Source organism: Nocardioides cremeus (assembly GCF_030518195.1).
In the GTDB taxonomy this organism is placed as follows: Bacteria; Actinomycetota; Actinomycetes; order Propionibacteriales; family Nocardioidaceae; genus Nocardioides; species Nocardioides cremeus.
Genome location: NZ_JAULSC010000005.1, coordinates 156,273 through 180,055 on the forward strand (window position 1 = coordinate 156,273; position 23,783 = coordinate 180,055).

The window sequence follows — 23,783 nt, forward strand, 5'->3', positions numbered from 1 at the left end:
GGTCAGCCCCGCTTCTGCTTGACGATCTGCTCCTGGCCGAGCTCGTCGTCCTCCATCGCCTCGGCCTCGGCCTCGTGGCCGACCTTGATCGAGCCGCCGTCCGAGGTCTCGAACTGGTCGAGGAAGGAGTCGTACGCGCTCTCCAGGCCGGCCTCGTCCTCGAACTTCTGCGTCTCGCGGATCGAGGACAGGATGCCCTCGTGCGAGCGCCGCACGTAGTCGATGAACTCCTGCTCGAAGCGGATCACGTCGCCGACCGGCACGCGGTCGAGGCGACCGGTGGTGCCCAGCCACATCGAGACCACCATGTCCTCGAGCGGGTACGGCGAGTAGGCCGACTGCTTGAGCAGCGCCATCAGGCGCTGGCCGCGGTCGAGCTGCTGGCGCGAGGCGGCGTCGAGGTCGGAGGCGAACATCGCGAACGCCTCCATGGCGCGGAACTGCGCCAGGTCGACCTTGAGCGAGCCGGTGACCTTCTTCATCGCCTTGGTCATGGCGGCACCACCCACGCGCGAGACCGAGACACCCACGTCGATGGCCGGGCGCTGGTTGGCGGCGAAGAGGTCGGACTGCAGGAAGATCTGGCCGTCGGTGATCGAGATGACGTTGGTCGGGATGAACGCCGAGACGTCGTTGGCCTTGGTCTCGATGATCGGCAGGCCGGTCATCGAGCCCGCGCCCAGCTCGTCGGAGAGCTTCGCGCAACGCTCGAGCAGGCGGCTGTGCAGGTAGAAGACGTCACCCGGGTAGGCCTCGCGGCCCGGCGGACGACGCAGCAGCAGCGACACGGCTCGGTAGGCCTCGGCCTGCTTGGTCAGGTCGTCGAAGACGATCAGGACGTGCTTGCCGTCGTACATCCACTGCTGGCCGATGGCCGAGCCGGTGTACGGGGCGAGGTACTTGAAGCCCGCGGAGTCAGAGGCCGGCGAGGCCACGATGGTGGTGTACTCCAGCGCGCCGGCCTCCTCGAGGGCGCCACGCACGGAGGCGATGGTCGAGCCCTTCTGGCCGATCGCGACGTAGATGCAGCGCACCTGCTTCGTCGGGTCGCCGGAGTCCCAGTTCTGCTTCTGGTTGATGATCGTGTCGATCGCGATCGTGGTCTTGCCGGTCGCGCGGTCACCGATGATCAGCTGGCGCTGTCCGCGCCCGATCGGGGTGAGGGAGTCGATCGCCTTGATGCCGGTCGCCATCGGCTCGTGCACCGACTTGCGGTCCATCACGGAGGGCGCCTGCAGCTCGAGGGCACGACGACCGCTCGCGTTGATCTCGCCGAGACCGTCGATGGGGGTGCCCAGCGGGTCGACGACGCGACCCATGAAGTCGTCGCCCACCGGGACCGAGAGGATCTCGCCGGTGCGGCGCACGGTCTGACCCTCCTCGATCTTGTCGAAGTCACCGAGGATGACGACGCCGATCTCGCGGGTGTCGAGGTTCAGGGCCAGGCCCCGGGTGCCGTCCTCGAACTCCAGCAGCTCGTTCGCCATGGCCGAGGGCAGGCCGCTGACGCGGGCGATGCCGTCGCCGGCGGAGGCGACGGTGCCGACCTCCTCGCGGCTCGCCGCGTCGGGCTGGTAGTCGGCGACGTACTTGGCAAGCGCGTCACGGATCTCGTCCGGACGGATGGAGAGCTCCGTCATCTTGGTGCCTTCTCTCTTGTGTCTCTACGAAGTCGGGTTGGTGCGGGCGGTCAGCCGACGAGGCGGCGGCGGGCGTCCTCGAGACGACCCGAGATGGTCCCGTCGATCACGTCGTCGCCGATCTCGACCCGCACGCCGCCGAGGACGGAGGGGTCGACGACCACGTTGAGGTGGACCGGACGGCCGTACTGGCGCTCGAGGGCGCCGGCGAGCCGGGTGCGCTCGTGCTCGGGCAGGTCGTGCGCGACCCGCACGGTGGCGACGCCCTGGTGCTGGGCCTCGGCTGCCACCTTCTGGTACTCGGCCAGCGCCACACCCACGGTGCGGTGCGAGCCGCCGAGCGCCTGGACGACCAGGCTCGACGTGGCGGGCAGGGCCTTGCCGGCGAGCAGGTCGTCGACGAGGCGAGCCTTGTCGTGGTGCGAACGGGCCGGGTCGGAGAGCGCGTCGCGCAGCGACGGGTTCTCCTTGACGGCCTGGGCGAACTCGAACAGCTCGTCAGCCAGGCGCGAGGCCTGGTCGCCGGCCGAGATCACCAGCGCCACCACGCTGAGGTGCTCGAGGGCGTCGGCGAGGTCGCGGGTCTTGACCCAGCGACGGCTCACCGCCGAGCGCAGCAGGCCCAGGGCCTGCTCGCTCACCTTGCCGCCGAGGACCTGGTCGACCAGGCCCTGACGAGCCTGGGGCGCCACCGAGGCGTCCGTGACGAAGCGGCGCAGCGTCGCCTCGCCCCGCAGGGTCGTGGCGACCGAGAAGAGGTCACCGCTGACCTGCGCGGCGACCTCCGGCGAGCCGGAGACGGTCGTCTCCAGCTCACCGGTCAGCGTGGCGACGGCGTCGGCCGATGCTCCGCGGAAGTCCGAGGTCATCTCAGTTGACCCCCGGCGTCCCGGTCTCGAGGTCGGCGAGGAAGCGCTCGACGACGCGACCCTGGCGGGCCTCGTCCTCCAGGCTCTCACCGACGATGCGACCAGCCAGGCCGGTGGCCAGCGAGCCGACCTCGGCGCGCAGCGAGGCGACGGCCTGCTGGCGCTCCGCCTCGATCTGCGCCTTGCCGGCCTCGACGATGCGGGTCTGCTCGGCCTGCCCCTGCGCACGCAGGTCGCTGACGATCGCAGCGCCCTGCTCGCGGGCCTCCTCACGGATGCGCGCCGCCTCGTGGCGGGCGTCCGCGAGCTGGGCCTCGAGCTCGGCGAGCTTGGCGTCGGCCTCGGCCTGCTTGGTCTCCGCCGCCGCGAGGCCGCCCTCGATGGCGGCGGTGCGGTCGGCGTAGGCCTTCTCGAAGTTCGGGACGACGAACTTCCAGATCAGGCCGAACAGGATGAGGAACCAGACTGCGCCGAGGATGATCTCGGACAGGTGCGGGATCAGCGGGTTGAGCTCTTCCGCTGCCCGAACGGACTCAGACATGTATCACCTCGTGAGGTAGGGCGCCGAGGCGTAGGTCACTGGATGGCGAAGGCGAGCGCGATGCCGATGATCGCCAGGGCCTCGGCGAGCGCGAAGCCGAGGATCGCGATCGACTGGAGGCGCGACTGGGCCTCGGGCTGGCGGGCGACACCGTTGATGTAGGCAGCGAAGATCAGGCCGACCGCGATGGCGGGACCGATCGTGGCGACGCCGTAGCCGAGCATGTTGAGAGAGCCGGTCACAGCTTTCCTTTCGTCGTGACGCAGGGCGCGTCGTGGAGTCTCATGACTTTGTTGACCATATGAAGTTGTGGGAATCGGGGGTGCGGCCGGGCCGCACGGTGCGCCGGGGCGCGGTCGGCTCAGTGCTCCTCGGCGACCGCACCGGCGACGTACATCGCGGTGAGCAGCGTGAAGACGTAGGCCTGCAGGAACATCACCAGCAGCTCGAGGGCGCTGACGAGGAAGAACATGATGATCGCACCGATGCCGCCCACGATGTTGAGCACGGAGGGCGAGGCCTCGACCAGCAGGTACTCACCGCCGAGGGCGAAGAGGATCAGCAGCAGGTGGCCGGCGAACATGTTGGCGAAGAGTCGCAGCGCCAGCGTGACGGGGCGCACGACGATGTTGGAGAGGATCTCCAGCGGCACGATCAGCAGCAGCATCACGCCGCTGACACCGGCCGGGACCGAGACGTGCTTGAGGTAGCCCAGCGCGCCGTGCTTCCAGATGCCGACGCCGTTGTAGAGCAGCCAGGAGAGGGCTGCGAGGCCGTAGGCGTAGCCCGAGTGCGAGAACGTCGGGAACTGCACGATCGGGATCATGCCGAAGTAGTTGTTCACCAGCACGAAGGTGAACAGCGCGAAGAGGTAGGGCACGAACTTCATGAAGTGCTCGGAGCCGATGGACTCGCGGGCGATGGAGTTGCGCACGCCGCCGTAGACGAACTCGCCGGCGAACTGCATGCGCCCCGGCACGATGGCCGCCTTGCGCGACATGGCGTAGAAGAGCGTGAAGATCAGCACCACGGACAGGCCGACCATGACCATCGGCTTGGTGACCTCGCCGAAGATCGGCGGCAGGTCGAAGTCAGCCGGCCCAGGAGGCGTGAAGCCCTCCGCGGCCATGATCACCGCAATGGTGTCAGACATCAACGCCCTGTCTCCTTCGTGTCGCATTCGGTGCAGAAGATCGTGCAAGTGCGGGTGGTGCCCGTGGCGGGCAGGGGGGTCACGCGTCGGGGTCCGTGGGCTCCTGCGGTGCACGCCCGAAGCGGACGATCACCACGTAGAACCCCAGCACCGCGCCGAGCACGAGGCCCGTCGGCAGCAGGAACGAGGTCCCCAGCCAGCGGTCCCCCGCCCAGCCCAGGCCGCCGTAGAGGAGCACGCCGGCCCCCAACGACCCGAACGCTGCCCAGGGGTCCGTCGACGGCTCGCTCGAGCGATCGGGGACGTGGTCTGTCGGCGCCATGGCGATCCGGACGATAGCAGCCGTGGGTCACGACGCGTCACCCGCGTCCGCCTCGGTGCGCGAGGGGGCCCGCAGGTCGTAGACGGGGATGCGCACGCGGACCGCGGCGGTCACCTGGCCGGCCATCCAGGCCAGCACGACGGCCAGCAGGCCGCCGAAGAGCCAGCGCCGCTCGGCGAGGGAGGCGAAGGCCGGCTGCTCGGAGAGCGTCACCAGCAGGACCACCACGAGCATCAGCTGCAGCGTGTAGGTCAGCAGCGCCACCATCACCGAGGCGTGCGGCATCAGGCCGCTGACCACGTCGACGGTGACCGAGCCGAAGAGGAGCACCGCCAGCACGGCCACCGCGCCGATCAGGGCGGCTCCCGCAGCGTCGCCACCGGAGACCAGGGCCCCCACGCCGGCCACCAGCAGGCCCGGCGCGAGCGCCGCGGCCGCAACGGCCCCGTGCAGCGCCACCGCGCCGGGGCGGCGGTGCTCGCTGGCGGTCGTCGCGGAGGTCATCGGCGGCCGTTCTCTGGGGGGGGCAGACGGAGGTCGAGGAGTGCTGTGGACCTGGCCCCAGCACCTCGTGAAAACTATCACAAGGTCGTCGGGGCCCGGCAACTGGAACGATCCAGCCGGGACGTCCGGGCCTCAGGCAGGCGGACCGGCGGGCACGGCGTGCCCCGGGCGGTGCAGCACCGGCAGCAGGAAGGTCAGTGCCACGGTCACCCCCGCTCCCCCGAGCAGCGCGGCCACGACCCAGGGGCCGGAGTAGAGGCTGGCCAGCACGGTGCCGAAGGCAACCAGGGCCGCCCACATCCACATGATCAGCACCGCTCGGCGCTGGGAGTGCCCGATCTCGAGCAGGCGGTGGTGCAGGTGCTGCTTGTCGGGGGCGAACGGCGACCGGCCGGCACGCGTGCGGCGCACGATCGCCAGGACCAGGTCGAGCAGTGGGACCACCAGGATGGTGATCGGCAGCAGCAGCGGCAGCAGCGTGGGGGCCAGGCTGGCCTGCGACCCGGCACCGCCCTGGGACAGGTCGGAGCCGGCGAACTGGCCGGTCAGCGTCACCGCGCTCGCCGAGAGCACCAGCCCGATCAGCATCGACCCGGAGTCGCCCATGAAGAGCCTCGCCGGGTTGAAGTTGTGTGGCAGGAAGCCCACGCACGCCCCCGCCAGGGCCACCGCCAGCAGCGCCGCGGTCGTGGCCCGCGAGGTGTTGTTGAGGCTGGTGAGCTGGTAGCAGAAGAGGAAGAAGGCCAGCGCCCCCACGCCCACCACGCCGGCGGCCAGCCCGTCGAGGCCGTCGACGAAGTTCACCGCGTTGATGGTCGCCACCACCAGGAAGCCCGTCAGCAGCGCGCGCTGCGCGGGGTCGAGCGAGAAGACCTGCCCGTCGGGCCCGGTGAAGAAGTAGAACTGGACCCCGAAGGCGACCAGGAAGCCCGCCGCCAGCAGCTGCCCGCCGAGCTTGGTCAGGGCGTCGAGCTCGAAGAGGTCGTCGAGGACCCCGACCGCGCAGATCAGGGCCCCGGCGACGATCACCACCCCGGCGTCACGGAAGACGAACGGCCCGCTCAGCGACAGGAACGGCAGCTCGCGGGCCACCAGGTAGGCCGCCACCAGCCCGCCGAGCATCGCCAGGCCGCCCAGGTAGGGGATCGGCTCGGCGTGCACGTCGCGGTCGCGGACCCGTGCCACGGCACCGGTGCGCAGCGCGATCTCGCGCGCGATCACCGTCAGCAGGTAGGTGACCGACGCCGCGACCAGGAAGACCAGGATGTACTCGCGCACCGCTCGCCCGTCAGTCCTCGACGGTGAGCGTCGCGCCGAGCGGCTCGAGGACGGCGTTGAGCTGGTCGAGCGAGAGCGCGCCCACGCGCAGGACCCGGCCCTGGGGCCCGGTCACGTCGACGATCGTCGAGGGCTGCGCGCCGTCGGCGCCCTGCGGGCTGGGGCCGGCGTCGACGATGACGTCGACGTGCTCGCCGAGCATCTCCTCGGCGGCGTCGGCGTCGGTGGCCGCCGGGCGGCCGGTGAGGTTGGCCGAGCTGACCGCCAGCGGCCCGGTGCGCTCGAGGAGCTCGCGGGCGACCTCGTGGTCGGGCATCCGCACCGCGACCGTGCCGCGGGTGTCACCGAGGTCCCACTGGAGAGAAGTCTGCTGGTGGCACACGATCGTCAGCGGGCCCGGCCAGAACGCCTCGACCAGGGCGCGCGCGTAGCCCGGCACCCGCACGGCCAGCGCGTCGAGCGTGGTCGCGGCGCTGACCAGCACCGGCGGCGGCATGTCGCGCCCGCGGCCCTTGGCCGCGAGCAGCGCGCGCACGGCGGCCGGGTCGAAGGCGTCGGCGCCGATGCCGTAGACGGTGTCGGTGGGCAGCACCACGAGCCCGCCGCGCTGGACGGCCAGGCTGGCCGCGTCGAGGGCCCGCTCGCGCTCGTCGGGGGTGGAGGTCCCGTGGCGTTCCATGGAGGTCATCGTGCCAGCCTCGCCGTCACGAAGCGCGCACGCCCTGCCAGGTCGTGGTGGTCGCGCACCTCGCTCCAACGTCCGGTGGCACTGAGCACCTCAGGCGCCGAGGCGCCCTGCACGTCGGCGTGCTCGGCGCCCACCACTCCCCCGGGCCGCAGCAGCAGCGCGGCCCGGCGCTCCAGGACCCGCAGCGCGTCGAGCCCGTCGTCGCCCGAGAAGAGCGCCAGGTGGGGGTCGTGGTCGCGCGCCTCGGGCGCCACCGATTCCCAGGCCTCGAGCGGCACATAGGGCGGGTTGCACACCACCACGTCGACCGTGCCGGCGAGCTCCTCGAGCTCGGTGGCCATGTCGCCCAGCCGCAGGTCGACCCGGGTGCCGGCCAGGTTGCGCTCGGCCCAGGCGTGCGCCGCCGGGTCGAGCTCGACCGCGTGCACGCGCGCCGTGGGCACCTCGTGGGCCACCGACGCCGCCACCGCGCCCGAGCCGGTGCACAGGTCGACCACGACCGGCTCGGCGACCAGGCCCGCCTGCTCGACCGCCCAGCCGGCCAGCAGCTCGGTCTCGGGGCGGGGCACGAAGACCCCGGGGCCGACGGCCAGCTCGACGTGGCGGAACCAGGCGCGCCCCGTCAGGTGCTGCAGCGGCTCACGGGCCGCGCGCCGCGCGACCAGGGCGTCGTACGACGGCAGGGCGGCGGGGTCCACCGCGTCGACGAGCACCAGCCGCCCGCGCTCGGTGCCCAGCACGTGGGCCAGCAGCTCGGCCGCGTCGTGCTCGGGGCTGGGCACGCCCGCGGCGCGCAGCCGCTCGACCGCGCCCGCCAGCACCGCGCGCCGGGTGGTCACTCAGTCCTCCAGCGCGGCGAGCCGGGCGGCCATGTCGGCGTCGGTGCACGACGCGATGACCGGGCCGAGGTCACCGTCGAGGACCTGGTCGAGGTTGTAGGACTTGTAGCCGGTGCGGTGGTCGGAGATGCGGTTCTCGGGGTAGTTGTAGGTGCGGATGCGCTCGGAGCGGTCCACGGTGCGCACCTGGCTGCGCCGGGCGTCGCTGGCCTCGGCCGCGGCCGCTTCCTGGGCCACGGCCAGCAGCCGGGCCCGCAGGATCCGCATCGCCTGCTCGCGGTTCTGCAGCTGGCTCTTCTCGTTCTGGCAGCTGGCCACGATGCCGCTCGGCACGTGCGTGATCCGCACCGCGGAGTCGGTGGTGTTGACGCTCTGGCCGCCGGGGCCGCTGGAGCGGAAGACGTCGATGCGCAGGTCGTTCTCGTCGATGCTCACGTCGACCTGCTCGGCCTCCGGCAGCACCAGGACTCCCGCGGCGCTGGTGTGCACGCGACCCTGCGACTCGGTGACCGGCACCCGCTGCACACGGTGCACGCCGCCCTCGAACTTGAGACGGGCGAACGGCGCCTCCCCCGGTCCGGGGGTGCCCTTGGCCTTGACCGCCACCGTCACCGACTTGTAGCCGCCGAGGTCGGACTCGGTGGCGTCGAGGATCTCCACCGCCCAGCCGTGCCGCTCGGCGTAGCGGGTGTACATCCGCAGCAGGTCACCGGCGAAGAGCGCGGACTCCTCGCCGCCCTCGCCGGACTTCACCTCCAGCAGCGCGTCCTTGTCGTCGGTCTCCTCGCGGGGCACCAGCAGCCGGCGCAGCCGCTCGGCGGCCTCCTCGCGGCGTGCGTCGAGCTCGAGCGCCTCCTCGCCGAAGGCGGGGTCCTCCCCGGCGAGCTCGCGGGCCGCCCCCGCGTCCTCCCCCAGCCGCTGCCACTCCCGCCACGTGCGGATGACCGCGGACAGCTCGGCGTAGCGGCGGTTGAGCCGCTTGGCCAGCCGGGCGTCGGCGTGGGTCTCGGGCTCGGCGAGCCGGGCCTCGAGCTCGGCGTGCTCACCGAGCATGCTCTCGACGGCCTCGAACATCGGCGGGCTCCTGGGGTCGGGACGAGCTGCGGGCAGGGCGGGGCAGGACAAATGACGAGCGCCGGTCCACCGCCGCGGGGCGGTGGACCGGCGCTCGTCGTGGTGCTACTTCTTCTTGGCGTAGCGGGCCTCGAAGCGGGCGACGCGGCCGCCGGTGTCGAGGATCTTCTGCTTGCCGGTGTAGAACGGGTGGCACTGCGAGCAGACGTCGGCACGCATGGTGCCGGAGGTCGCGGTGCTGCGGGTGGTGAAGGTGCTGCCACAGGTGCAGGTCACCTGGGTCTCGGTGTACTCCGGGTGGATGTCCTTCTTCATGCTTCCCTCTTTCGTCGGGGCCGCCGGGTCGCCGCCGTCTTGCCCGCGGGTGCGGTGCGGGGACGTGAACCGGAGCCGTACGTATTGTGCCAACCAACATCGGCACCTTCCAATTCCAGCCAGTCCAGCCAGTCCAGCCAGTCCAGCCAGGGCCAGCCGGGTCCAGCCGATCGAGCGGTTCAGCCCGCCGACTGCACCGGGAGCCGGACCACGACCCGGGTCCCCCGGCCCTCCTCCGACTCGATGCGCACGTCGCCGCCGTGCTTGTCGACGATCGTCTGCACGATGCGCAGCCCCAGGCCGGTGCCGGCGATCTCGTTGGTGACCGCGTTGGAGGCGCGGAAGAAGCGGCTGCCCAGCCGCTCGAGCTCGGCGGTGGGGATGCCGATCCCCCGGTCGAGCACCGTGACGACGGCGCTGCGGCGCCCGTCGGCCTCCTCGACCCCCAGCGAAACCGAGACCCGGCCCTGCTCGAGGCTGAACTTCACCGCGTTGCTGAGCAGGTTGAGGAAGGCCCGGCCCAGCATCGGCCGGTCGGCCAGCACGATGACCGGCTGGTCCCCCAGGTCCTGCTCGACCACGATGCCCCGGCCCGCGGCGGTGATGGCGACGTCGGTGACGGCGTCACGCACCAGCGGCACCAGGTCGACCGACTCGAGGGTGGTCGCGCGGTTCTCGGCCTTCGACAGGGTCAGCAGGTCGTCGATGAGGGTCTTGAGGCGAGCCACGTTGCGCCGGCTGGCCTCCAGGATCCGCTCGTGGCGGGGCGACATCGTGTCCTCGAACTCCTCGGCCACCATCTCGAGGTAGCCGTGGATCGTCGTCAGCGGCGTGCGCAGCTCGTGGGAGACGTTGGAGACGAAGTCGTCGCGTGCGGTGTCGAGGACCCGCAGCTCCTCGGTCACCTTGTGCTCCACGGCGCGGGCCCGCGACTGGGCGTCGGCCAGCTCGTTGAGGGCCAGCGCCACCGACCGGACCTCGCGCGGGCCCTCGGGCTGCGCCCGGACCGTCGGGTCCTTGGCCATCTGGTGCACCACGGCCTCCAACGCGACGAGCGGGCGCGAGACCTCGGCCAGCAGGCGGGCCCGCGACCGGCCGACCACGACCCAGCCCAGCAGGGTCAGCAGCGCCACCGAGCCGATCGTGGCGCGCAGGCGCCAGGTCGCGTCGGCGCTGGCCTCGCGCACCCGGTTGCCGAAGAGCTCAGCCGTCTCCTGGTGTGCGGCCCGCACCTGCTCGAAGAGGCGCTGGCCCAGGCGGTAGCGGCGCAGCTGGAACGTCTCGGCCCCGCCGGGCGCCTGCACCCGCGGCTGCGCGTACTCCTCCAGCCAGCGCTCGGCCGCGGCCCGCTGCGCCTGCACCAGCGCCATCAGCGGCGCGTCGTCGGCGGCGTACTGGGCGACGACCTGCTGGTGCCCGGGCAACCGGGCCAGCGCCTCCTGGTAGTCGTCGAGCGCGCCGGGCTCGCCGCTGCGTGCCCACGCCCCGACGGCCGACTCGAGGTCGGTGAGGTCCTGGAGCACCGCCTGGTTGGCGACCGAGGCCGGCTGCAGGCCCTCGGTGAGGTCGTCGACGGTGCGGGTGGACAGCACCACGCCCACGATCGCGATCAGCGCGATCACGCCGATCAGCACCGCCAGGCGGTGCAGCGCCGGGGTGAGGGTCCGGGCGACGGTGCGCGGGCTCGCGCCCTCGGTGTCGGTCACCGGGTCCGCGCCGCGCTCAGACCGACCGGGACAACAGCGCCTCGACCCGGGCAGCCAGCTCACGCGGGCTGAAGGGCTTGGTGATGTAGTCGTCGGCACCGGAGTCGAAGCCCGACTCGACGTCGGACTCCTGGGCCCGGGCGGTGAGCAGGATGACGGGCAGGTCGGCCAGGCCCGGGTCGGCACGGATGGCGCGGATCGCCTCGAGCCCCGAGACCCCCGGCATCATCACGTCGAGGACGGCCAGGTCGGGACGCGAGGCCTGGCACGCCTCGACCGCCGCCGCGCCGTCGGCCACCGCGGTGATCTCGTGGCCGAGGGTGGAGAGCTTGAACTCGACCAGCTCTCGGATGTCGACGTCGTCGTCAGCGACCAGGATGCGTGCCACGGTACGAGGCTTCCTCTCTCTCCGGCTGACCCTCCGACCTCCTGAGGAGGGCCGCCAGCATGTGGGCGACAGCGTATCGGCAACGCCGGCACGGCGACGGGCACACCGCCGAGAAAGCCCGTCGAGCCCGCGCCGGCGCAGCTGCGCCGACGCGGGCCATGCTCACCGCCGGGCGGTCCGCCCGGACGAGCGCTGGGAGGCGCTGAGCATCTCGTAGTTCGTCTGCGTGCTCGTCAGCCGCTCGCGCAGGTCGCGCATCGCCTCGATGCCCTGGGCCGACAGCGCGTCGACCAGCGCCTCGACCACCGGCAGCTCGCCCTCGCCCAGCAGCAGCTCGGTGTGGCGGGTGCCCGAGCGGGCCACGTCGACGGCGGGGAAGACCCGCTGCATGGCCAGCTCGCGGCTCAGCCGCAGCTCCATGTTGGCGGTGCCGGTGAGCTCCTCGAAGATCACCTCGTCGACCTTCGAGCCGCTCTCGACGGTCGCCGTCGCCAGCACCGTCAGCGAGCCGCCGTTCTCGATGTTGCGCGCGGCCCCGAAGAACTGCTTCGGCGGGTGCAGCGCCGTCGAGTCGACCCCGCCCGAGAGAACCCGTCCGTTGCCGGTGCCGGCCAGGTGGTAGGCCCGCCCCAGCCGCGTGATGCCGTCGAGCAGCACGACGACGTCGTGCCCGAGCTCGACCAGGCGCTTGGCCCGCTCGATGGCCAGCTCGGCGACCACGGTGTGGTCGGAGGGCTGGCGGTCGAAGGTCGAGGAGATGACCTCGCCCTTGACCGAGCGCTCGTAGTCGGTGACCTCCTCGGGGCGCTCGTCGACCAGTACCACCATCAGGTGGCACTCCGGGTTGTTGGCGCTGAGCGAGGCGGCCACGCCCTGGAGCACCGCCGTCTTGCCGGCATGGGCCGGCGAGCTGATCAGCCCACGCTGGCCCTTGCCGATCGGCGCCACGAGGTCGATCGTGCGTCCGATGAGGTCATCGGAGCCCTTCTCGAGACGCAGCCGCTCCGAGGGGTGCAGCGGGGTCATCTTCTCGAACTCGACGCGGGTGCGCGCGGCGTCGGGGTCGGCCCCGTTGACGCTCTCGATGCGCACCATCGGGTTGAACTTCTCCTTGCGCTCGCCCTCGCGGGGCTGGCGCACCTGGCCCACGACCGCGTCGCCGCGCCGCAGCCCGAACTTGCGCACCATCGAGAGCGAGACGTAGACGTCGTCGGGGCCGGGCAGGTAGCCGCTGGTGCGCACGAAGGCGTAGTTGTCGAGCACGTCGAGGATGCCCGCGGCCGGCACCAGCACGTCGTCCTCGAGCACCGTGGTGTCCGGCTCGTTGCGGCCACCGCCACCACCGCCGCCACCGCTGCCGCTGCGAGCGCGGTCGCGGTCGCGCCCGCGGCGGCGACGGCTGCGTCCGCGCCCGTCGCCGTCGTCGTCGCCCTGGTCCTGCTGCTGGTTCTGCTGGTTCTGCTGGTTCTGCTGTTGGTTCTGCTGGTTCTGCTTGGCGTTCTGGTTGCCCTGCTTGTCCTGCTTGTCCTGCTTGTCCTGCTTGTCCTGCTGCTTGTCCTGCTGGCCCGGCTTCTCCTGCTGGGCCTGCTGCCCGCGTCCCTGCCGCTCGCGGCCCTTGGGCTGGTCCTGGGGCTGGTCCTGGGGCTGGTCCTGGGGCTGGTCCTTGCGCCGAGGCTGCTCCTGCCGCTCCGGCTGCCGCTCCGGCTGCTTCTCCGGCTGCTTCTCGGGCTGCTTCTCGGGCTGCTCGGGGCTCGACTGCGACTGCTCGGAACGCACCCGGGTGCGCTGGCGCGTGGTCGTGGTGGTGCGGGTGGTCCCCGCGGCGGGAGCCGCCTGGTCCGATGCCTGGCCGGAGGACTGGCCCGACGACTGGCCCGACGACTGGGCGGCCTTGATGGCGTCGACCAGCTGGGCCTTGCGCATCCCGCCGGCACCGGCGATGCCCAGCCCGGCGGCCAACGACTTCAGGTCGGCGATGAGCATCCCGTTCAGCCCCCCGGCACGCTTCTTGGGGGTGCTGGCCTCGTCGGGCGCGGGGGCGGAGTCTTGCGTCACGTGGGTCCTAACGACGTCTCACGGAGCCGCCGGCGCTGGCCGGAGGCGACTGGTCACTGGCCCCGTCACCGCACAGCGGCCGGGGACGCACCTCGCAGATCGCGGGTGCACGCCGGAGGAGCTGGTCGTCGGCGCGCCGCCAGACTAGCACCGGCGCGCGGCCGGTTCAGAGCACCCGTACGCCGTCGGTGTCGATGGCCAGGTAGGAGGACCACCAGCCCGCGGGGCACCGCTCGAGCAGCGACGCGGTCAGCGCGGTGTCCGGGCCGTCGCAGAAGGCGAGCACGGTCGGGCCGGCCCCCGACACCACCGCGGCCACACCGTCGGCCCGCAGTGCGTCGACCAGCGCGAGCGACTCGGGCATCGCCGGGCGGCGGTAGTCCTGGTGCAGGTAGTCGCGGGTGGCGCGCAGCAGGTGCTCGGGCTGACCGGCCAGCGCGGCCACCAGGAGCGCCGCCCGGCCGGCGTCAGCGGCTGCGTCGGCGTGCGGCACGCTCGCCGGCAGCAGCCCGCGGGCCTGCTCGGTGGAGACCGGTGTGGGCGGCACCATCACGACGGCCCCGACCCGCGGGTCGACCGGGCAGGGCACGGCGAAGAAGCCGCCGTCGTCGTCACGTCCCGCGACCACGAAGCCGCCCAGCTGGGCCGGCGCCACGTTGTCGGGGTGCCCCTCGAGGCCCGCGCACAGGTCGAGCACCTCGTCGTCGTCGAGCAGCAGCGCGCCGCCGGCGACCAGCGCGCGGCCGAGCGTGACCCCGGCGACGATCGCGGCGGAGGACGAGCCCAGGCCGCGCGCGTGCGGGACCACGTTGCGGCAGTGCAGCCGCAGACCCGGCGGGCGCACGCCCATCGCGTCGAAGGCCACCTGCATCGCCCGCACCACCAGGTGGGTGGCGTCGCGGGGCACGCCCTCGGCGCCGGCACCCTCCACCAGCACCTCGACACCCTCGCCCACGACCTCGGCCTCGAGCTCGTCGCGCAGGTCGAGCGCGAGGCCCATCGAGTCGAAGCCCGGGCCGAGGTTGGCCGACGTGGCGGGCACGCTGACGCGCACCGGCCCGGTGACGAAGGAGGTCATCGGGTCAGGCGAGACCAGCGGCACGGGCGGCGGCGACCACGTCGTTGTCGATCACGGTGTCCACGATGCCGGGGCGGCCCTGCTCGGCCTGGGCCGTCGAGTAGGCCTCGAGCGCCGTGGCGGTGTCCTTGAGCCCGTGGCCGGTCACGGTGACCACGACCGTCGAGCCGGTGTAGGACTCACCGGCCGCGAGCTCCTGCAGCAGCCCCGCGACGCCCGCCGCCGAGGCCGGCTCGACGAAGACGCCGTCGTGCTGGGCCAGCTGGCGCTGCGCGGCGAGGATCTGGTCGTCGCTCACGGCTGCGAACCGGCCGCCGGACTCCTCGGCCGCCTCGACCGCGAGCGACCACGAGGCGGGGTTGCCGATGCGGATCGCGGTGGCCTTGGTCTCCGGCTCGGGGAACGGCTCACCGGTCACCAGCGGGCTGGCGCCCTCGGCCTGGAAGCCGCGCATCACCGGCCGCCTGGTGGCACGGCCCAGCTCGGCGAACTGCCGGTAGCCCATCCAGTACGCCGAGATGTTGCCGGCGTTGCCGACGGGCAGCAGGTGGAAGTCGGGAGCGTCGCCGAGGAAGTCGACGATCTCGAAGGCAGCGCTCTTCTGGCCCTGCAGCCGCACCGGGTTGACCGAGTTCACCAGGGCCACCGGGTACTGCTCGGCCAGCTCCTTGGCGATGTTCAGGCAGTCGTCGAAGTTGCCGCGCACCATGATCACCTGGGCACCGTGCACGATGGCCTGGGCCATCTTGCCGGCGGCGATCTTGCCCTCGGGGACCAGCACCAGCGGGGTCAGACCGGCCTTGGCGGCGTAGGCCGCCATCGAGGCCGAGGTGTTGCCCGTCGAGGCGCAGACCACGGCGCGAGCGCCCTCGTGCTTGGCCACCGAGATCGCTGCGGTCATGCCGCGGTCCTTGAAGGAGCCGGTCGGGTTGTCGCCCTCGACCTTGAGGTGCACCTCGGCGCCGGTCAGCCCCGAGAGCCACTCGGAGTGCACCAGCGGCGTACCGCCCTCGCGCAGCGTCACCGCCGGCGCGTCCTGCGGGATCTCGAGCAGGTGGCGGTACTCCTCGATGACACCGCGCCACTGGTGCGTGGCGGGGCCGGCCTCGCGGTCGAGCTGGTGGGTGCTCACTCTGCTCCTCCTTCGACGCGCATCACCGAGCTGACCTCGCGCACGATGTCCATCTGCTGCAGGTGCTCGACGGTGGCGCGCAGCTGGGCGTCGGTGGCCTCGTGGGAGACCACGACCAGCTGGGCGTCGTCGTCGCGACCCTCCTGGTGCACGGTGCGGATCGAGACGCCGTGCTCGGCGAAGGCCGTCGCGACCGTGGCCAGCACGCCCGCGCGGTCGTCGACGTCGATCGCCACGTGGTAGCGGGTGCGGGCCTCGCCCATCGGCAGCACGGCCCGGTCGGCGTACGCCGACTCACCGGCGCCGGTGACGCCCTCTCGCCGGTTGCGGGCCACGGTGACCAGGTCGCCGAGCACGGCCGAGGCCGTCGGCGCCCCGCCGGCCCCGGGGCCGTAGAACATCAGCTGCCCGGCGGCCTCGGACTCCACGAACACGGCGTTGTACGCCTCGCGGACCGAGGCCAGCGGGTGGCTGCGCGGGATCATGGCGGGGTGCACACGCACCGAGACGGCCTCCTCGCCGCCCGGCTGCTCGCGCAGCTCGCAGATCGCCAGCAGCTTGACCACGCAGCCCATCTCGGTGGCTGAGGCCACGTCGGCCGCGCTGACCTCGGTGATGCCCTCGCGGTGGACGTCGCTGGCGGTGACCCGGGTGTGGAAGGCCAGCGAGGCCAGGATCGCGGCCTTGGCGGCAGCGTCGAAGCCCTCGACGTCGGCGGTCGGGTCGGCCTCGGCGTAGCCCAGCTCCTGCGCCTCCTCGAGCGCGTCGGCGAAGCCCGCGCCGGAGGAGTCCATCTTGTCGAGGATGAAGTTGGTGGTGCCGTTGACGATGCCCAAGACCCGGGTGACCTTGTCACCGGCCAGCGACTCGCGCAGCGGGCGCAGGATCGGGATCGCGCCGGCCACGGCGGCCTCGTAGTAGAGGTCGCGACCGGCCTTGGCGGCCGCCTCGAAGAGGGTCGGCCCGTCCTCGGCGAGCAGGGCCTTGTTGGCGGTGACCACCGAGGCGCCGTTCTCGAGCGCAGAGAGGATCAGGCTGCGCGCCGGCTCGATGCCGCCGATGACCTCGACCACGAGGTCGACGTCGGCGCGGGCCACCAGGCCCTCGGCGTCGGTGGTCAGCAGTCCCTCGGGCACCTCCACCTCGCGGGCCGCGTCGAGGCGGCGCACGGCCACCCCCACCAGCTCGACCGGCGCGCCCACGCGGGCGCCCAGGTCGGCGGCCTGCTCCTCGAGCAGGCGCACCACCTGGGAGCCCACCGAGCCACAGCCCAGCACGGCCACCTTGAGCGGCTTGCCACTCTCCGTCACGACTCGATCACCTCGGGGTCATCCACGTCCGTTGCCAACAGGTCCTGCTCAGTCTCGCGTCGTACGACGACGCGCGCGACCCCGTCCCGCACCGCGATCACCGGGGGGCGCAGCGTGTGGTTGTAGTTCGAGGCCATCGAGCGGCAGTAGGCGCCGGTGCCGGGGACCGCCACCAGGTCGCCGGGGGCGACGTCGCCGGGCAGGAACTCGTCCTTGACCACGACGTCGCCGGCCTCGCAGTGCTTGCCGACCACGCGAGCCAGCAGCGGGGCGGCCGCGGAGGCCCGACCGGCCAGGGTGCACGAGTAGTCGGCGTCGTAGAGGGCGGTGCGGATGTTGTCGCTCATCCCGCCGTCGACCGAGACGTAGGTGCGCACCGCGCCCCCGTCGAGGCGCACCGGCTTGACCGTGCCGACCTCGTAGACGGTGCACACCGAGGGGCCGACGATCGCGCGGCCCGGCTCGATGGACAGGGCCGGCACGTCGATGCCCAGCGCGCGGCACTCGTGCTCGACGATCGCCGTCATCTCGGCGGCCAGCTGCGCAGGCTCCGCCGGGTCGTCCTGAGTGGTGTAGGCGATGCCGAAGCCGCCGCCGAGGTCCATCTCGGGCATCGTGACGCCGAGCTCGTCGGCCACTCGTGCGTGCAGCGCGAGCACGCGGCGCGCGGCCACCTCGAAGCCCGAGGAGTCGAAGATCTGGCTGCCGATGTGGGAGTGCAGCCCCAGCAGCTCGAGCCCCGGCGCCTCGTGGACGCGGCGCACGGCCTCGAGGGCGTCGCCCGAGGTGATGGAGAAGCCGAACTTCTGGTCCTCGTGGGCGGTGGCGATGTACTCGTGGGTGTGCGCCTCGACGCCCGCGGTCACCCGCACCATCACCCGCACCGTGGTGCCCAGCCGGTCGGCGACCTGCGCGAGACGCTCGATCTCGGCGGTGGAGTCGGCGATGACCCGCCCCACGCCGAGCCGCACGGCCCGCTCGATCTCGGCGGGCGACTTGTTGTTGCCGTGGAAGCCGACCCGCTCCATGGGGAAGCCGGCGCGCTCGGCGACCGCCAGCTCACCACCGGTGCACACGTCGAGGCACAGCCCCTCGTCGGCGACCCACCGCGCGACGGCGGTGCACAGGAACGCCTTGCCGGCGTAGAAGACGTCGTAGTCGGCGAACGCGTCGCGGAACGCGGCCGCCCGCGAGCGGAAGTCGGTCTCGTCGAGCACGTACGCCGGCGAGCCGTGCTCGGCGACCAGGTCGGGCAGCGCGACACCGCCGACGCTCAGGACGCCCTCGTCCTTGCGCGCCGTGCGCGACCACAGGTGCTGGACCAGCTCGTTGGGGTCGGCGGGCTGGCGCAGCCACGCGGGACCCTTGAGGGCCCCGTCGGCGTGCGCCCAGCCGGCCTCGTGGGAGACGGGCACTCAGCTCACATCCGTTCCGGCGCGGAGACGCCGAGCAGGCGCAGGCCGTTGGCCAGCACCGTGCGGGTCGCAGCCACCAGCACCAGGCGGGCCCGGTGCAGGTCGTTCGGCTCCTCGTCGCCCATCGGCAGCACGCGGCAGTTGTCGTAGAAGCGGTGGTAGACCCCCGCGGTGTCCTCGAGGTAGCGCGCCACCCGGTGCGGCTCGCGCAGCTCGGCGGCGCTGGCCACGACCCGGGGGAACTCGGCCAGCGCGCGCAGCAGCTCGCCCTCCTTCTCGTGCGAGAGCAGGGCGGGGTCGAAGTCCTCGGGCACCGAGCCGGGCCCGGCGAAGCCGAGGTCGGCGGCGTTGCGCAGGATCGAGGAGATCCGGGCGTGGGCGTACTGGACGTAGAAGACGGGATTGTCGCTGGACTGCTTCGTCATCTCGGCGGCGTCGAGGGTCAGCGGGGAGTCGGCCGGGTAGCGGGCCAAGGTGTAGCGCAAAGCGTCGACGCCGATGAGGTCGACCAGCTCTTCGAGCGTGACCAGGGTGCCGGCACGCTTGGACAGCTTGAGCTCCTGGCCGTCCTTCATGATCTTGACCATCTGCCCGATGAGGACCTCGATGTGGTGGTCCGGGTCGTCACCCGCACAGGCGGCCATCGCGCGCAGGCGGTTGACGTAGCCGTGGTGGTCGGCGCCCAGCAGGTAGATGCACCGGTCGAAGCCGCGTTCGCGCTTGTGGACGTAGTAGGCCGTGTCGCTGGCGAAGTAGGTCAGGGAGCCGTCGCTCTTGATGAGCACCCGGTCCTTGTCGTCGTCGAAGTCCGTCGTGCGCATCCACAGCGCGCCGTCTGCATCGAAGAGGTGGCCTTGTGCGCGCAGCTTCTCGAGCCCTGCGGCCACGTCGTCGTTGTCGTGGAGGGACCGCTCGGAGAACCAGACGTCGAACCGGGTCTCGAAGCGCTCGAGCTGGTGCTGCTGCTGACGCAGCTGCACCGCGTAGGCCGCCTCCCGGAAAGCGGTGTGTCGTTCACCCTCGGGGAGGTCGACGATGCCCGGCTCCGCAGCCACGACCTCACGGGCCAGGTCAGCGACGTAGCCACCGTGGTACCCGTTCTCGGGGGTCGGCAGACCCAGCGCCGCTGCCTCGACGGAGGCACCGAAGAGGTTCATCTGGTTGCCGCGGTCGTTGATGTAGAACTCGCGCGTCACCTCCGCGCCGGCCGCGTCGAGGACCCGCGCGACGGCGTCGCCGACGACCGCCCACCGGGTGTGCCCGAGGTGGAGGGGGCCCGTGGGGTTGGCGGAGATGAACTCCACGTTGATGCGCTCGCCGCTCAGCGTGCTCGTGCGGCCGTACTCGTCTCCCGACTCGACCACCTGCGCGGCCACCGCGCCCTGAGCGCCAGCGGACACGGAGATGTTGAGGAAGCCCGGGCCGGCGATCTCGACGTCGGCGACGCCGTCGACGGCGCGCAGGCGCTCCTGGACGAGCTCGGCGAGGGCGCGCGGGTTGGTCCGGGCCTTCTTGGCCAGCTGCAGCGCGACGTTCGTGGCGTAGTCGCCGTGCCCCTTCTGCCGGGGTCGCTCCACGGTCACGCTCGCAGGGACACCGTCCGGCAGGGTGATCGCACCCTGGTCGGACAGCGTCGTCAGCACGTCGACGATCGCGGCGGAGAGCTGTTCGGGAGTCACCCGGCCAGCCTATCGGCGCCCCGGGTCGCGACCCGCATCGATGTCGGGCCCCGGGACCGGTCGCGACGGCGGCGTACCGGATTCGTCGCCCCGAACCCGGAGTTGTAGGGTGACGCCGTCCCGCAGCCCCGTGCCGCGGGGCATGCCTCCGTAGCTCAGGGGATAGAGCACTGGTTTCCGGTACCAGTGGCCGCAGGTTCGAATCCTGCCGGGGGCACCCGATCGCAAGGCCCGGCCCACCTCGGTGGGCCGGGCCTTCTGCGTCCTCCAGCGGCCGTCTCTCACCCGATCGGACTGGTCTGTACCAGCCCGAACGGACTACCTAACCCCGTTACGCCTGCGCCGTTCTACCTGTCGAGGGATCGTGCGACTGGTCCCCATCGGGGGGGGAGGGTGCTCCACACGCTTCTTCCGGGCCCCCACGTCCCGCAGCGACGCTGCGCCGATGAAAGTAGGAGAGCGTGAAGAAGTCCCTCAAGAGGGCCGCTGCAGCGTCCGCCGTCTGTGCGGTCAGCCTTGCCGGCACCCTCGCCACGAACCCCACCGCCGTCGCCGGCGAGGCCGCCGAGGCCCGGGCGAACCAGAAGGTCATCACCGACTTCGGCATGAAGGCTCTCGCCTTCGGCACCAAGGTCTCGGTCGGCGGCGTGGACATCCGCAGCCTCAAGGACTCCCTCGACATCCTGGCCTGCACCCGCAGCGCGGGAGTGGAGCGGGTCAAGCCCTCGAAGCTCAGCACCGACCAGATCACCAAGCTGATCACCGAGAACGCCCCGGTCGACATCGCCAAGCTGATCAGCATCTCCCCCAGCACCAGCCGCACCTCGACCTACCGCGAGGGCGCCGTCACCGGCACCCGGGCCGTCAACACCATCGCCGACATCACCCTGGGTGGCGAGCTCGTCGAGGACCTCAAGATCCCGACGCTCAAGATCAAGGGCCTCAACTCGGTGGCCGACTCGTTCCACGACCCGGCCGACGCCGACGGCGACGGCAACCCCTTCGGCACCGCCGAGAGCTTCGGCTTCGAGGGCATCTCGCTGGACTACGAGGGCACCGTCGCCGAGGGCACGCCGCTGGCCGACCTGCTCGACATCGTCAACCAGGTCGCCACGCCGGTGAACGAGGTCGTCGACCAGCTCGTCACCCTCCTCACCGACACGGTCGGCGGCATCATCGAGATCCCCGGCCTGGGCTCCATCGGGCTCGGCAGCTCGTTCAGCAACATCGGTGAGCACTCGGCCTCCTCCGGCGCCAGCGCCCTGGCCATCGAGGTCGACCCCAGCGAGAACGACGACGACTCCCCCGTGCTCCTCAAGCTCGGCTACGCCCAGTCGCGCATCGCCGACTCGAAGCCCTCGGGCGTCTTCCGCTCCACGATCATGGGTCTCGACTTCGAGGCGCTCCCGCTGACCGACGACGTGTCCGTGCTCCACCTCGGTGGCATCGGTACCCAGTCGATCCCCTGCGAGGGCACTGGCAGCGAGAAGGTCGTCAAGACCATCGAGGGCGAGCGGTCGATCCCGCTCAACATCCCGGGCCTCGGTGGCGTCGCCGTGCTCGACGGCCTCGAGTACTCGTACAAGGCCAAGCAGATGTCGCGCGGTCGCGCCCGCTCGATGGCCAAGAGCTCGCTGGCCTCCTTCTCGATCCCCCTGCTCGACCTCGAGATCACCGGCATCAGCTCCAAGCTCAACCTCAAGAGCCGTGATCGTCAGAAGGTCCGCGGGTCCAACAAGCCGAAGTTCAAGGTCGGCGAGATCATGTACAAGGGCGAGAGCCTGATGCCCGAGGGCGGCCTCAAGATCCGCGACTTCGTGGAGTTCACCATCGACGAGCTCGGCGGGGAGAAGGGCTTCATCACCTTCGGCCCGCGCTACACGCGCAACTGGTACGGCGCGAAGCTCTCCGCGGTGAGCCTCGCGATCCCCTCCGCGGGCATCGAGCTCGACCTCGGCTGGCTCGAGTCGCAGATCTACCCCCGCTGACCGGCTGAGCCGAGCAGCACCGCAGCACCGTCCACGACCGGGGCGGCCCACCAGGGCCGTCCCGGTCGTGGCACGTCCGGGCGCCTCCGCAGCCCGTCAGCCGCCAGTCAGCAACTCCGGGGCAGCGTGGCGTCGCCGCGTGCGGCCGCACCCAGGCGACGGGCCTGGGTGAGGTTGGGACGCACCACGCTCATCCCACGGATGGTCGCCACCGCCCCGCCCACCACGCAGGTGGTGATGCGCGAGGGGTCCACCCGCGCGACGGCGCGCGCGAGGCGGAACAGCTCGCCCGGGCCGAGATCGGTGTCCATGTGCTGGACCACGCTGAGCACACCGCGCTCGACGAAGCCCGGCCGGTCGGCCTTGGCCCGGATCTCGGCCCCGATGCCGCGCAGCACCCGCTGCTGGTTGGCCGAGCGGGCGAAGTCGCCGCCGGCCAGCGTCTTGCGGATGCGGGAGAAGGCCATGGCGCCGTACCCGTTGAGCCGGATGCGGCCCTGGGCGAAGCCCTCGGGCTTGAGCGAGGAGTCGGAGAAGCGACGAGGGTTGCTCACGGTGATGCCGCCGATATCGTCGACGAGGTCCTCGAAGAACGGGAACCGGGTGACCATCACGTAGTCGGGCTGCACGCCGACCATCCCGGCCACGGTGCGCCCGAGCAGCTCGGGCCCGCCGAGCACCATGGCCGCGTTGACCCGGTTGGCGGAGTAGCCCGGGATGGACACGAACGAGTCGCGCGGGATGCCGATCGCCGAGGCCGCCCCGGTGCGCGTGTCGATGCCGACCATCTGCAGCGCGTCGCCGCGCGAGCGCGTCATCGACTGCCCGGGGCGTGCGTCGGAGCCCACGGCCAGGATCCACACGACGTCGGGGCTCAGGTCGACCGCGCCGGAGCGCTGCGCCTTCACCAGGGCGACGTCGTCTGGCGCCACCTCGGGCGAGGGCACCACGAGGGCGGTGCCGGCCAGCACCGCGCCGAGCAGGCCGGTGCGCAGGGTGCGGGTGGCCCGGGTGGCTCGGGTACGCCGGGTCGTGCTCATGACCTGCTCCTGTCCCGGCCGCGCTGGCGGCCCTTGTCGCCGCGCGGGCCGGTCGTCGGCTTGGGGCCCTGCAGCACGTCGTACCCGAAGATCTTCCAGCCCTCGCGGTAGAGCATGAACAGCCGGGCGCTGACCCGGACCTGGCGCTCCACCTCGCCGCTGGTGCGGTAGTCGAGCGTGGTGCGCGCCGTGACGCCGCGCGCCGTCTCCTTGGTGGCCAGGATGTCGACCACCACCCGGCGCCGCACCGGGGCGAGGGTGTCGATGCGCTCACCGAGCCTGTGGCTGGTCATCCGGTCGAGGTCGCGGCGTGCCGCCTGCGCGGCCCCGGGAGTGAAGCCGGGGAAGACCGAGCGGTAGCGTCGTCGCGGGTAGGTGGCGTCGACGAACGCCGCGTCCCACCAGCGGTCGACCGCGCGTCCCACGCCGGTGGCGACCCGGCGCCGCTTGACGGGCCCCAGGGCACCGACCACCTCTCCCACCTCGACGTTGGTGCGCACCCGGCGCGCGCCGCCGGCGTCGCTGCCCGCCTCCGACCGGCTGCCGGTGCCGGGGCCGTTGCCGACGTCCCCACCGGTGCAGGCGACCAGCGCGGGCGTGGCCGTGAGGACCACGACCAGGCCGGTCACGAGGGCCCGGCGGGGCCCACCGGGGTGTGGCGAAGTCATCGTCTGCTCCTCTCGTGGTGTTAGTCCGGCAACACCCTGTCCGAAAGCGGCCCCAACCTCGGCATTTGCTGGCGCGTGGGTCTAGCCTTGACCACCGACTC

At 72.1% G+C, this 23,783-nt stretch carries 23 protein-coding genes and 1 tRNA gene; 2 read left to right on the forward strand and 22 right to left on the reverse strand.

Annotated elements, in window-relative coordinates:
* Positions 1-2: 2 nt before the first annotated feature.
* From atpA to argS, 20 genes are all read right to left on the reverse strand, one after another.
* Entirely contained in the window at positions 3-1,640 is a 1,638-nt protein-coding gene (gene atpA / locus QWJ41_RS07730; RefSeq protein ID WP_302707029.1) for a F0F1 ATP synthase subunit alpha, read from the reverse strand.
* Positions 1,641-1,690: 50 nt separating this feature from the next.
* The gene (locus tag QWJ41_RS07735) at positions 1,691-2,509 is read right to left on the reverse strand and encodes a F0F1 ATP synthase subunit delta (protein ID WP_302707030.1); all 819 of its coding nucleotides are present in this window, start codon (positions 2,507-2,509) and stop codon (positions 1,691-1,693) included.
* Between the two features lies 1 nt (position 2,510).
* Complete coding sequence (locus tag QWJ41_RS07740) at positions 2,511-3,050, reverse strand: F0F1 ATP synthase subunit B (RefSeq protein ID WP_302707032.1); 540 nt, start codon at positions 3,048-3,050, stop codon at positions 2,511-2,513.
* Positions 3,051-3,085: 35 nt separating this feature from the next.
* The gene (locus QWJ41_RS07745; protein WP_219633601.1) at positions 3,086-3,292 is read right to left on the reverse strand and encodes an ATP synthase subunit C-like protein; all 207 of its coding nucleotides are present in this window, start codon (positions 3,290-3,292) and stop codon (positions 3,086-3,088) included.
* Positions 3,293-3,411: 119 nt separating this feature from the next.
* A complete protein-coding gene (gene atpB / locus QWJ41_RS07750; RefSeq protein WP_302707034.1) occupies positions 3,412-4,203 on the reverse strand; it encodes a F0F1 ATP synthase subunit A in 792 nt (263 codons plus the stop codon).
* Between the two features lie 79 nt (positions 4,204-4,282).
* Positions 4,283-4,525, reverse strand: coding sequence for an AtpZ/AtpI family protein (locus QWJ41_RS07755; RefSeq protein WP_302707036.1), 243 nt, complete (start codon positions 4,523-4,525; stop codon positions 4,283-4,285).
* A 27-nt stretch (positions 4,526-4,552) separates the two neighbouring features.
* Positions 4,553-5,029 carry a hypothetical protein gene (locus tag QWJ41_RS07760; protein ID WP_302707038.1) on the reverse strand — a complete coding sequence of 159 codons (477 nt, stop codon included), beginning with the start codon at positions 5,027-5,029 and terminating at the stop codon, positions 4,553-4,555.
* A gap of 132 nt (positions 5,030-5,161) precedes the next feature.
* On the reverse strand, positions 5,162-6,307 hold the full coding sequence (locus QWJ41_RS07765) for a glycosyltransferase family 4 protein (protein ID WP_302707040.1): 1,146 nt from the start codon (positions 6,305-6,307) through the stop codon (positions 5,162-5,164).
* Between the two features lie 10 nt (positions 6,308-6,317).
* A complete protein-coding gene (locus QWJ41_RS07770; protein WP_336623281.1) occupies positions 6,318-6,995 on the reverse strand; it encodes an L-threonylcarbamoyladenylate synthase in 678 nt (225 codons plus the stop codon).
* Positions 6,992-7,834, reverse strand: a complete 843-nt coding sequence (gene prmC, locus QWJ41_RS07775; RefSeq protein ID WP_302707042.1) for a peptide chain release factor N(5)-glutamine methyltransferase — start codon at positions 7,832-7,834, stop codon at positions 6,992-6,994. The genes QWJ41_RS07770 and prmC overlap by 4 nt, the downstream gene beginning before the upstream one ends.
* Positions 7,835-8,908 carry a peptide chain release factor 1 gene (prfA, locus tag QWJ41_RS07780; RefSeq protein WP_302707044.1) on the reverse strand — a complete coding sequence of 358 codons (1,074 nt, stop codon included), beginning with the start codon at positions 8,906-8,908 and terminating at the stop codon, positions 7,835-7,837. It abuts the gene before it with no gap.
* A 105-nt stretch (positions 8,909-9,013) separates the two neighbouring features.
* Positions 9,014-9,223 carry a 50S ribosomal protein L31 gene (rpmE, locus tag QWJ41_RS07785; protein WP_179617069.1) on the reverse strand — a complete coding sequence of 70 codons (210 nt, stop codon included), beginning with the start codon at positions 9,221-9,223 and terminating at the stop codon, positions 9,014-9,016.
* Between the two features lie 179 nt (positions 9,224-9,402).
* Complete coding sequence (locus QWJ41_RS07790) at positions 9,403-10,929, reverse strand: ATP-binding protein (protein WP_302707048.1); 1,527 nt, start codon at positions 10,927-10,929, stop codon at positions 9,403-9,405.
* Between the two features lie 16 nt (positions 10,930-10,945).
* A complete protein-coding gene (locus QWJ41_RS07795; protein WP_193667507.1) occupies positions 10,946-11,317 on the reverse strand; it encodes a response regulator transcription factor in 372 nt (123 codons plus the stop codon).
* A 162-nt stretch (positions 11,318-11,479) separates the two neighbouring features.
* The gene (gene rho / locus QWJ41_RS07800; protein WP_302707049.1) at positions 11,480-13,372 is read right to left on the reverse strand and encodes a transcription termination factor Rho; all 1,893 of its coding nucleotides are present in this window, start codon (positions 13,370-13,372) and stop codon (positions 11,480-11,482) included.
* A 166-nt stretch (positions 13,373-13,538) separates the two neighbouring features.
* Complete coding sequence (gene thrB, locus QWJ41_RS07805; RefSeq protein ID WP_302707051.1) at positions 13,539-14,450, reverse strand: homoserine kinase; 912 nt, start codon at positions 14,448-14,450, stop codon at positions 13,539-13,541.
* A gap of 4 nt (positions 14,451-14,454) precedes the next feature.
* Entirely contained in the window at positions 14,455-15,582 is a 1,128-nt protein-coding gene (thrC, locus tag QWJ41_RS07810; protein ID WP_302707052.1) for a threonine synthase, read from the reverse strand.
* Positions 15,579-16,892, reverse strand: a complete 1,314-nt coding sequence (locus QWJ41_RS07815; RefSeq protein WP_302707054.1) for a homoserine dehydrogenase — start codon at positions 16,890-16,892, stop codon at positions 15,579-15,581. Before QWJ41_RS07815 ends, thrC begins: the two co-directional genes overlap by 4 nt.
* Positions 16,889-18,307, reverse strand: a complete 1,419-nt coding sequence (gene lysA, locus QWJ41_RS07820; protein ID WP_302707056.1) for a diaminopimelate decarboxylase — start codon at positions 18,305-18,307, stop codon at positions 16,889-16,891. Before lysA ends, QWJ41_RS07815 begins: the two co-directional genes overlap by 4 nt.
* 5 nt (positions 18,308-18,312) lie before the next feature.
* Positions 18,313-19,986: an arginine--tRNA ligase gene (gene argS, locus QWJ41_RS07825; RefSeq protein WP_302707057.1), complete on the reverse strand. Its 1,674-nt coding sequence runs from the start codon at positions 19,984-19,986 to the stop codon at positions 18,313-18,315.
* A 144-nt stretch (positions 19,987-20,130) separates the two neighbouring features.
* On the opposite strand from argS, the gene QWJ41_RS07830 reads away from it, so the two are divergent.
* Positions 20,131-20,203: transfer RNA gene (locus QWJ41_RS07830), tRNA-Arg, on the forward strand.
* A gap of 244 nt (positions 20,204-20,447) precedes the next feature.
* Positions 20,448-21,974, forward strand: coding sequence for a hypothetical protein (locus tag QWJ41_RS07835; RefSeq protein ID WP_302707058.1), 1,527 nt, complete (start codon positions 20,448-20,450; stop codon positions 21,972-21,974).
* Between the two features lie 107 nt (positions 21,975-22,081).
* On the opposite strand, the gene QWJ41_RS07840 is transcribed toward QWJ41_RS07835, so the two are convergent.
* Together QWJ41_RS07840 and QWJ41_RS07845 are read right to left on the reverse strand one after the other, a co-directional pair.
* Positions 22,082-23,014, reverse strand: coding sequence for an LCP family protein (locus QWJ41_RS07840; RefSeq protein ID WP_302707060.1), 933 nt, complete (start codon positions 23,012-23,014; stop codon positions 22,082-22,084).
* Positions 23,011-23,682, reverse strand: a complete 672-nt coding sequence (locus QWJ41_RS07845; RefSeq protein WP_302707062.1) for a hypothetical protein — start codon at positions 23,680-23,682, stop codon at positions 23,011-23,013. Before QWJ41_RS07845 ends, QWJ41_RS07840 begins: the two co-directional genes overlap by 4 nt.
* Positions 23,683-23,783: the final 101 nt, after the last annotated feature.